This is a genomic window from Streptomyces sp. NPDC104106 (assembly GCF_055584345.1).
In genome coordinates this window covers 1-9,000 of the sequence record NZ_JBVJMF010000043.1, presented here as the reverse complement: position 1 = coordinate 9,000, position 9,000 = coordinate 1, and the positions used below count along the sequence as shown (strand labels likewise).

At 75.3% G+C, this 9,000-nt stretch carries 2 protein-coding genes; both read right to left on the bottom strand.

Features of this window, described 5'->3' with window-relative positions:
- Positions 1 to 6,221, bottom strand: a 6,221-nt coding sequence (locus ACZ60X_RS43640) for an SDR family NAD(P)-dependent oxidoreductase (RefSeq protein WP_469611376.1), incomplete at its 3' end; no start/stop codon positions are given.
- 34 nt (positions 6,222 to 6,255) lie between these two features.
- On the bottom strand, positions 6,256 to 9,000 hold a 2,745-nt coding region (locus tag ACZ60X_RS43635), incomplete at its 5' end, for a KR domain-containing protein (RefSeq protein WP_469611374.1).

The window sequence follows — 9,000 nt, the reverse complement described above, 5'->3', positions numbered from 1 at the left end:
GCCGACAGGGCCCGGCGGATGACCCGCTGCTGGGACGGACCGTTGGGAGCGGTCAGACCGTTGGAGGCACCGTCCTGATTGACCGCGCTGCCGCGGACGACCGCCAGGACCTGGTGTCCGTTGCGGCGGGCCTCCGACAGGCGCTCCAGGACGAGGATGCCCACGCCTTCGGACAGGATGGTGCCGTCGGCGCCGGCCGAGAATGCCTTGACCCGGCCGTCGGCGGCGAGGCCGCGCTGGCGGGACATGCCGAGCACGCCGATGGGCGAGCCCATCACGGCGACGCCGCCGGCCAGCGCCAGGGTGCACTCGCCCTGCCGCAGCGCCTGGGCGGCGAGGTGCAGGGCGACGAGGGAGGAGGAGCAGGCGGTGTCGACGGTGACCGCGGGGCCCTCGAAGCCGAAGACGTACGACACCCGGCCGGAGGCCACGCTGCCGGCGGTCGCGGTGGTGACGTAGCCCTCCAGCTCGGGGGGCATGTTGCTGAGGGACTCCAGGTAGTCGTGGATGGAGACGCCGGAGAAGACACCGATGTTCGCGCCGCGGGTCGAGCTGGGGTCGAGTCCGGCGTTCTCCAGGGCCTCCCACGTCGCTTCCAGCAGCAGCCGCTGCTGGGGGTCCATGGCGAGGGCCTCACGGGGGGAGATGCCGAAGAACTCGGCGTCGAACTCGGCGGCGCTGTGCAGGAATCCGCTCTTGTGGACGTAGGAGGTGCCGGCCTTGTCGGGGTCGGCGTCGAACAGGTCGTCCAGGTTCCAGCCGCGGTCGTCGGGGAAGTCGGTGATGCCGTCGCGGCGTTCGAGGACGAGCCGCCACAGGCCGGCCGGGTCGGTGACGCCGCCGGGCAGTCGGCAGGCCATGCCGACGATGGCGATGGGCTCGTCGGGGTCGGTCGCGACGATGGTGGGGGCGGTGGCGCCGGCCGTGCTCTCGCCGAGTTCCTCGCGCAGGTGGCGGGCGAGGGCCACCGGGGTGGGATAGTCGAAGATGAGGGTGGCGGGCAGCTTGACGCCGGTGGCGGCGGAGAGCCGGTTGCGCAGTTCGATCGCGGTGAGCGAGTCGAAGCCGATGTCGCCGAAGCCGCGGGTGCCCTGGGCGAGTTCGGGTCCGCTGAAGCCGAGGACGGCGGTGGCCTCGGCCTGGATGACGCCCAGCAGGACGGCTTCCTGTTCGGGCTCGGGGAGTCCGGCGAGTCGGCGGATCAGGCCGCTGCCGTCGCCGGCCGCCGCGCGGGCGGTGCGGCGGCCGGTCCGGATCAGGCCGCGCAGCAGGTGCGGCACGGCGCTGTCGGAGGCGGAGCGCAGGGCCCGCAGGTCGAGCTTGATCGGGACGAGCAGGGCGCGGTCGGCGCGCAGGCCGGTGTCGAGGAGGGCGAGGCCCTCGTCGGGGGTGAGCGGGAGGACGCCGCCGCGGCTCATGCGGGCCTGGTCGGTCTCGCTGAGGTGGGCGGTGAGGCCGGCGTTCTGCTCCCACAGGCCCCAGGCGAGGGAGACGCCGGGCAGGCCGGCCGCGCGGCGGTGGGCCATCAGGGCGTCCAGGTAGGCGTTTGCGGCGGCGTAGTTGCCCTGGCCGGCGGAGCCGAGGAGGGCGGCGGCGGAGGAGAAGACGACGAACGAGCGCAGGGCGGGGGCGAGTTCGCGGGTCAGTTCGTCCAGGTGCGCTACGGCGGTGGCCTTGGGGGCGAACACGCCGGCGATGCGTTCCTCGGTGAGCGCGGTGATCACACCGTCGTCGAGGATGCCGGCGAGGTGGACGACGCCGGTCAGCGGGTGCTCGGCCGGGACGGCGCGGAGCAGCGCGGCGACCGCGTCCCGGTCGGAGACGTCGCAGGCGGCGACGGATACGGCCGCGCCGAGTCCGGTCAGTTCGGCGGTCAGTGCGGCGGCGCCGTCGGCGTCGGGGCCGCGCCGGCCGGCCAGCACCAGGTGCCGTACGCGGTGCCGTTCGACGAGGTGGCGGGCGACGAGCGCGCCGAGCGAGCCGGTGCCGCCGGTGACGAGGACGGTGCCGTCGGGGTCGAAGGGGGCGGTGGTGCCGTCCTGGGGTTCCTCGGTGCCGGCGCGGACCAGGCGGGGTGCGGACAGGGCGGTGCCGCGGAGGGCGAGCTGGGGTTCGCCGGCGGCGAGGAGCCGGGCGAGGGCGGGGCCGGCGCCGGTGGCGGCGGCCGGGTCGAGGTCGACCAGGATCACCCGGTCGGGGTTCTCGGCCTGGGCGGCGCGGACGAGGCCCCAGACGGCGGCGCCGGCCGGGTCGGTGACGGCGCGGTCGCCGCCGGCGGCGACCGCGCCCCGGGTGGCCACGACCAGTCGGGCGGTGTGCAGTGCCGGGGTGGCCAGCCAGGTCTGCAGGACGCGCAGGACGCGGCCGGTCAGGGTCCGGGCGTCTGCGCCGTCGCTGTCGGCGTCGAGGATCGCGGCGCCAGGGGCGCTCTCGCGGGCGGCGAGCGCGGTGACGTCGTCGGCGTCGGCGACGGGTGCCCAGGCGGGTGCCGTGGTCGCGTTCTCGGCGGCGGGCAGGGGGATCCAGTCGACGGCGAACAGGGTGTCCTTGGGGGCGCCGGCCGCGGCGTCGAGTTGCTCGGCGGAGACCGGCAGGGACACCAGGGAGTCCATGGTGAGGACGAGGGCGCCGGTCTCGTCGGCGGCCTGGAAGGACAGGGCGTCGGGGCCCGCGGGGGCGACCCGGACGCGCAGGGCGCGGGCGCCTTCGGCGTGCAGGACGAGCCCGTTCCAGGCGAACGGAAGGACGTTGCGGTCGTCGTCGGGGTGGGCGAAGGCGTTGGTGTGCAGGGCGGCGTCGAGGAGGGCCGGGTGGATGGCGAACCTGTCGGCGTCGTCCTGGTGGCCTTGGGGCAGGGCCGCCTCGGCGAAGAGTTCGGTGCCGCGCCGCCATACGCCGCGCAGGCCCTGGAAGGCGGGGCCGTAGGAATAGCCGCGGGCGACGAGGGCGGGGTAGAAGTCGTCGACGGGGACGGGTTCGGCGCCGGGCGGCGGCCAGGCGGCGAAGTCGACGGCGGGCGAGGTGAACTGGGCGGGCGCGGCGGACAGCAGGCCGGTGGCGTGCCGGGTCCACTCGCCGTGGCCGTCGGCGTCGGCGGCGTCCTCACGCAGCGAGTAGACGTCGACGGTGCGGGAGCCGTTCGGGGCCGCGCCGCCGACGGCGACCTGGACGCGGACGCCGCCCTGTTCGGGCAGGACGAGGGGCGCCTCGATGACGAGTTCTTCGAGGGTGCCGCAGCCGAACTCGTCGCCCGCGCGCACGGCGAGGTCGACGTAGACGGTGCCGGGGACGATGACCACGTCCTGCATGGCGTGGTCGGCCAGCCAGGGGTGGGTGCGCAGGGACAGGCGGGAGGTGAGGACCAGTCCGTCGGTCTGGGGCAGCGGGACGACCGCGCCGAGCAGCGGGTGGTCGCTGCCGGTCAGGCCGAGCGAGGAGGCGTCGCCGCCCTTGGGGGCGAGCTGGATCCAGTAGTGGCGGTGGTCGAAGGCGTAGGTCGGCAGGTCGAGGTGGGCGGTGCGGGCGGCCTCGGGCAGGACGCCCTGCCAGTCGACGGCGACGCCGGCCGCGAAGACCTCGGCCATGGAGGTGAGCAGCCGGCGCGGGCCGCCGTCGTCGCGGCGCAGCGAGCCGGTGACCACGGCCTCGGCGCCGTCGCGGGCGTCGGCGATCTCGGTGACGGGCTGGACGAGGACGGGGTGGGCGCTGGACTCGACGAACACGGTGTGGCCCTCGGCGAGCAGCGTCTCGACGGCGGGGCCGAAGCGGACCTGCTGCCGGAGGTTGCGGTACCAGTAGCCGCCGTCCAGGACACCGGCGTCGCGGACCCATTCGCCGGTGACGGTGGACAGGAACGGGACCGCGGGTGCCTCGCCGCGGATGTCGGCGAAGGCTTCGGTCAGGGCTTCTTGCACGGTCTGGACGTGCCGGCTGTGCGAGGCGTAGTCCACGGCGATCCGGCGCACGCGCACGCCCTGGTCCTCCAGGGTGTCCACGACCTCGTCGAGGGCCTCGGCGTCACCGGCGATCACGACGGAGGCGGGCCCGTTGACGGCGGCGACCCCGACCCGGTCGGCCCACCGTTCGAGTCGGGCGGTGACGTCGTCCTCGGTGAGCGCAACGGACGCCATGCCGCCGAGTCCGGCGAGCCGGCCGCGGATGACCTGGCTGCGGACGGCGACGATGCGGGCGGCGTCGTCCAGGGGCAGCGCGCCGGCCACGCAGGCGGCGGCGATCTCGCCCTGCGAGTGGCCGATCACCGCGTCCGGTACGACTCCGGCGGCGGCCCATACGGCGGCCAGGGAGACCATCACGGCGAAGCCGGCGGGCTGGACGACGTCCACGCGGGTCAGCAGGTCGGCGTCGGCCTCGCCGCGCAGCACGCTGGTGAGGTCCCAGTCGACCCAGCGTTCCAGGGCACGGGCGCACTCTTCGATCCGGGCGGCGAACACGGTTGAGGTGTCGAGCAGTTCGCGGCCCATGCCGGTCCACTGGGTGCCCTGGCCGGGGAAGACGAGGACGGTCTTGCCGGCGCCGGCGGCGGTGGCGGCGCCGCGGACGGTGCCGGGGGTCTGCTCGTCCCGGGCGAGGGCGGTGAGCGCGGTGAGTGCCTCGTCGTGGGTCCCTGCGATGACGACCGCGCGTTCGTTCAGGACGGCGCGCCGGGTGGCGAGGGTGGCGGCGAGGTCCGTGAGGGGGGTGTCGGGGGCGCCGGCCAGGAAGGCGGCGAGGCGGTCCGCCTGGCCGGTGAGGGAGGCGGCGGAGGCCGCCGTCACCACGAGCGGCAGGACGCCGGCCGGGGTCGCGGGAGCCGGGGGTGCGGCCTTCTTCTCCTCGGGTGCCTGTTCCAGGATCAGGTGGGCGTTGGTGCCGCTGGCGCCGAACGAGGACACGCCGGCGCGGCGCGGGCGGCCGGTGCCGGGCCACTCGTGGGCCTCGGTGAGCAGTTCGACGGCGCCGGAGGACCAGTCGACCTGCGGGGTGGGGGCGTCGATGTGCCGGCTGGCCGGCATCAGGCCGTGGCGCAGGGCCTGGACCATGGTGATGACGCCGGCGACACCGGAGGCGGCCTGGGTGTGGCCGATGACGGACTTGACGGAGCCGAGTCGCAGGGGCTGTCCGGCGGGTCGGTCCTGGCCGTAGGTGGCGAGGACGGCCTGGGCCTCGATGGGGTCGCCGAGGACGGTGCCGGTGCCGTGGCCCTCCACCATGTCGACGTCGGCGGTGGTCAGTCCGGCGGCGGTCAGCGCCTTGCGGATGACGCGCTGCTGGGAGGGGCCGTTGGGGGCGGTCAGGCCGTTGGAGGCGCCGTCCTGGTTGACGGCGGAGCCGCGGATGACGGCGAGGACGCGGTGGCCGCGCTCCTGGGCGCGGGAGAGCGTTTCGAGGAGGACGACGCCGACGCCCTCGGCCCAGCTGGAGCCGTCGGCCGCGGCGGCGTAGGACTTGCAGCGGCCGTCGAAGGCGAGGCCGCGCTGGCGGGCGAAGCCGACGAAGCCGCCGGGGGTGGACATCACGGTGGAGCCGCCGGCGAGGGCCATGGAGCACTCGCCGCGGCGCAGCGCCTGCGTGGCGAGGTGGATGGCGACCAGAGAGGAGGAGCACATCGTGTCGACGGTGACCGCGGGCCCTTCCAGGCCGAGGGTGTAGGCGACCCGGCCGGAGGCGACGCCGCCCGCGGTGCCGAGGGCCCGCTCCAGGCTGAGGAAGCCCTCGTGGCCGCTGAGATCGGGGGCGTAGTCCTGGTGGACGATGCCGGCGAAGACACCGGTGTCGCTGCCGCGTACCGAGTGCGGGTCGATGCCGGCCCGTTCCAGGGTCTCCCAGGCCACTTCGAGCAGTTGGCGCTGTTGCGGGTCCATGGCGAGGGCCTCGCGCGGCGAGATACCGAAGAACGCGGCGTCGAACTCGCCGGCGTCGTGCAGGAAGGCGCCCTCGCGGACGTACGTCGTGCCGGGGTTGTCCGGGTCGGGGTGGTAGAGGCCCTCCAGGTCCCAGCCGCGGTCCTCGGGGAACGTCGTGTAGACGTCGGTGCCGTCGGTCACCACGCGCCACAGGTCCTCGGGGGTGCGGATGCCGCCCGCGTACCGGCAGGCCATGGAGACGACGGCGACGGGTTCGGCAGCGGCCGCCGCGAGTTTGGTGTTCTCCTGCTGCAGGCGCGCGTTCTCCTTGAGGGAGGCGCGCAGCGCGTTGACGATCTGGTCGTCCGGGCCCGGCATATCCGTCCTCCGTGGTGCGTCCGCTGTCATGGGGTCAGCTCGTCCTGCCCAGAGCACGCTGCACGAGATCGGCAACGTCCATGGCGTCGATCAGGGTTTCGTCGTCCTCGGCCGGGGCCGCGGCGTCGGATGCTCGGGGCACCGGGGTGTCCTCGGTATCCACGAGGCCGAGCAGGGTGTCCAGGACGCCGGCCTCCCGGAACCGGGCGAGGGGTACGGTGGCGAGGGCTCGCCTGAGGTCGTCCTCCCGCCCGTCGAGCCCGTCGTCGGTCTCCCGCAGGAGTTCGGAGCGCAGATAGCCGACGAGGGCGTCCGGCGTGGGGTAGTCGAAGACGAGGGTGGCGGGCAGCCGCAGGCCGGTCGCCACGTGCAGGCTGTTGCGGAGGTTGACGGCGGCGAGCGAGTCGAAGCCGGCCTCCTGGAACGCCTGCAGGGGTCCGATGCTGTCGGCGCCGGTGTGGCCGAGGACCGTGGCGGCGTGTCCGCACACCAGCCGGAGCAGGATGCGGTTCTGTTCGGCGTCGGGGACGTCGCGCAGGGAGTCCACGAGGCCGGCGGTGGTGTCGCCGTTCTCGGTGTCCGGCTGGGTGGCCCGCAGTGCGGCCTGGGCCTCCGGAAGGTCCGCGAGAAGCGGGCTGGGCCGGACGGAGGTGAACGCCGGGACGAAGGCGTCCCAGTCCATGTCGGCGACGGTGACGGCCTTCTCGCGGGCCTGGACGGCCTGTTCGAGGGCGGTGACGGCGATCTGCGGCGCCATGGGCAGCACCCCGCGCCGGCGGAGCTGGGTGAGGGTGTCCTCGTCCATGCCGACGCCGGTCTCGTCCAGGGCGCCCCAGGCGATCGCGGTGGCCGGGTGGCCGCGGCCGCGGCGCCACTCCACGAGGGCGTCGAGGACGGCGTTGGCCGCGCCGGAGGGGCCCTGTCCGCCGCCGCCCCAGATGCCGGCGATCGAGGAGAACACCACGAACGCGTCGAGCGGGGTGTCGGCGAACCGTTCGGCGAGCCAGCGGGCCGTGTCGACCTTGGCGGCGAACACCTCGGTGAGTTCGGGTACGCCGGTGTCGTCGACGGTGCTGGTGCGGGCGATGTCGGCGGTGTGCACGACGGCGGTGAGCGGCTGGTCGCCGGGGGTCTCGGCCAGCAGGTGCGCGAGGGCGGCCCGGTCGGTGTCGGCGCAGGCCACGACGGCGGTGCCGGTGCCGAGCGCGGCCACGTCGGCGCGGAGCCCGGCGAGCGCGTCCTCGGGTACGCCGGTCGTGGTGGTGACGAGGAGCCGCCGCGCGCCGGACCGGGCGAGCCACAGGGAGGCGTGCCGGCCGAGCCCCTCGGCGCCGCCGGTCACGAGGACGGTGCCGGAGGGCTGCCAGCCGGCGCCGTCGGCCGGGTCGGGGGCGGCCTTGCGGAGCAGCCTGCGGGTGTGCACACCGGAGCGGCGGACGGCGAGCTGGTCGTCGTCACCGGGGTGGCCGAGCGCGCCGAGCAGGTGCCGGACGGCGCGGGTGTCGAGGGTGGCGGGCAGGTCGATCAGCCCGCCCCAGCGGTCCCCGCGCTCCAGGGCGGCGGCCCGGCCGAGGCCCCAGACGGCCGCCTGGGCGGGTGCCGTGACGGTGTCCTGGATGCCGGTGTCGACCGCGCCCCGGGTCAGGCACCACAGCGGCCGCGTGGCCCCGGCGTCGCCCAGCGCCTGCACCAGTGCCAGTGTGGCCGCGGTCAGCGGGACGGGGTCCTGCGGGCCGGTCTCGCCGCCCGGTTCGAGGGCGAGCAGGGACAGCACACCGGTCACGTCGTGGGCGGCGAGGACGGCCGTCAGGCGCTCGCCGAGCGGGGCGCGGCCGGCGTCGGCCGCCGCGACCTCCAGCGGGACGACGTCGAGTCCCTGCGTGGTGAGTTCCCGCAGCAGCTCGTCCAGCGGCGAGTCCGCCGGCCGGTCCGCCGGTACGACGGCCAGCCAGGTGCCGCCGGGGACGCCGGTGCTCTCCTGGTCGAGTGGCCGCCAGGTGACGTGGTAGCGCAGCTTCTCGGCGGCCGACCGCCGGCGTCGCCGGCCGCGCCAGTCGGCCAGCACGGGGACGACCGAGCGCAGCGCGTCGCGCTGGTGGGCCGCGGGGAGGTCGAGCAGCCGCGCGAGGCAGTCGGCATCGGCCTGTTCGACGGCGGTCCAGAACTCCGTCTCGGCGCCCTCGGTGGCGGGGGCACCGTCCGTGCCGGTGTCCGCATCGCGCAGCCAGTAGTGCTGCCGGTCGAAGGCGTACGTCGGCAGGTCCACCCGGGCGTCGAGCGCCTCGGCGGGCAGGACGCCCGTCCAGTCCACGGCGACGCCCCTGACGAACAGCTCGGCCATGGAGGCGAGCAGCCGCCGCGGGCCGCCCTCGTCGCGCCGCAGCGAGCCGGCGGCGACGGCCCGGAGCCGGACGGTGTCGTCGGCGGCCTCGTCGAAGATCTCGTTCACGGGCTGGACGAGGACGGGGTGGGCGCTGGACTCGACGAACACGGTGTGGCCCTCGGCGAGCAGGGCGGCGACGGCCGGTCCGAAGCGGACCTGTTGACGCAGATTGCGGTACCAGTAACCGCCGTCGAGCACACCCGCCTCACGCACCCACTCACCCGTCACCGTCGAGAAGAACGGCACGGCAGGCGCCTGCCCGCGGATGTCGGCGAACGCCTCGCCCAACTCTCCTTCCACAGCCTCGACATGACGCGTATGCGACGCGTAGTCCACCGCCACCCGACGCACCCGCACACCGTCCGCCTCCAGCACGGCCAACGCCTCGTCCAACGC